General features: G+C 67.0%; 1 protein-coding gene. It reads right to left on the bottom strand.

All coding sequences use genetic code 11. The annotated features are described in order from the left end of the window. A partial coding sequence (locus VL52_RS22885) for a condensation domain-containing protein (protein ID WP_046159207.1) occupies positions 1–1269 on the bottom strand: 1269 nt, incomplete at its 3' end. Positions 1270–1344 lie beyond the last annotated feature (75 nt).

The following is a 1344-nucleotide window of genomic DNA, read 5'->3' as shown; positions in this document are numbered from 1 at the left end:
GATGACGCCGAGCAACCGCGTCAATTGCGCGCTCAAGCGCTCAATCGCCTCCGGCTCGAACCGTTCCGGCTGATAGATCAGATTCAGCTTCAACTCGGGGCCCGGCTCTATCATCAGCGACAGCGGATAGTGGGTCATGTAGCGATCGCCGCCGCTAACTCCCCGCAGTTGCAGCCCGCCGCTGGGCTGCTCCATCGCCGCGGCGTCCACCGGATAATTCTCAAACACGCAGATGGTGTCGAACAGCTGGCGCTGGCCGGCCAGCCGCTGGATTTCCACCAGGTCCAGATGCTGGTGGTCCAGCAATCCCGCCTGCTCTCGCTGCAGCCGCCCCACCAGGCCCGCTACCGTCTCGCCCGCCGACCATCGCAGCCGCACCGGCACCGTGTTGATGAACAGGCCTATCATCCGCTCCACCCCGGGCAACTCCCCCGGCCGGCCCGCAACCGTGATGCCGAACACCACGTCCCGGCTCAGGTTCAGCTTGCCCAGCAACATGCCCCAGGCCGCCTGCAGCAGCGTATTCAGCGTCACCCCCTGCTGCCGCGCCTGCCTCGTCAGCGCCTGCGTCAGCTCCGCCGGCAGGCGCCAAGCCCGCTGCTTCTGCTCGGCGTGATCCTGCGGATGCCCGGTAGACACTAGAGTCGGCCCTTCCAGCCCCTCCAGGTAGCCGCCCCAGGCCTCGCATGCCGCCGCGCGGTCACGCTCCTGCAACCAACCCAGATACGCGCTGTAGGGCGTCGCCTCCGGCAGCCCGCCGTCCCCGCCCCCGGCGCGGTACAGCGCCAGCAGCTCCTCCAGCAGCAAGGGCAGCGACCAGCCGTCCAGCAGAATGTGATGGTAGGTCACCACCAGCTGGCTGCGCCCCGCCGGCAGCCTCAGCCAGCCGAACCGCAGCAACGGCGGCTGCGACAGCTCGAAACGGCGCTCGCGGTCCGCCTCCTGCCACGCCGATTGCGCCTCGGCCGCCTCCTGCGGATTCCGCCCGCGCCAGTCACGCTCTTCCCAGCCGGCCACCACTTCCCGCAGCACCACCTGCACCGGTTCCTGCCCGCCCGGATGCACGAAACCCGCCCTCAGGTTCGCGTGGCGGCGCATCAGCGCGTCCGCCGCCGACCGCATCGCCGCCCCGTCCAGCTCTCCTTCGAAATCCAGAAACAACTGGGCAACATAGCTGTCCGCGCTTTGCAGATCGTAACCGGCGTGGAACAGAAAGCCTTTCTGCAACGGCGACAACGGGTAAGCGGCTTCGATTTTTTTAGGATTCATACAAGGCACCTAGATAGTTCAGTTCTTTTTGATTGAGCGCTACTTGGGCCGCACTGCTGGGCGGAGCCGCAGCCG

This window comes from Chromobacterium vaccinii, from assembly GCF_000971335.1.
Classification (GTDB): Bacteria; Pseudomonadota; Gammaproteobacteria; order Burkholderiales; family Chromobacteriaceae; genus Chromobacterium; species Chromobacterium vaccinii.
The sequence above is the reverse complement of the archived record's forward strand: the minus strand, read 5'-3'. Positions and strand labels throughout refer to the sequence as shown.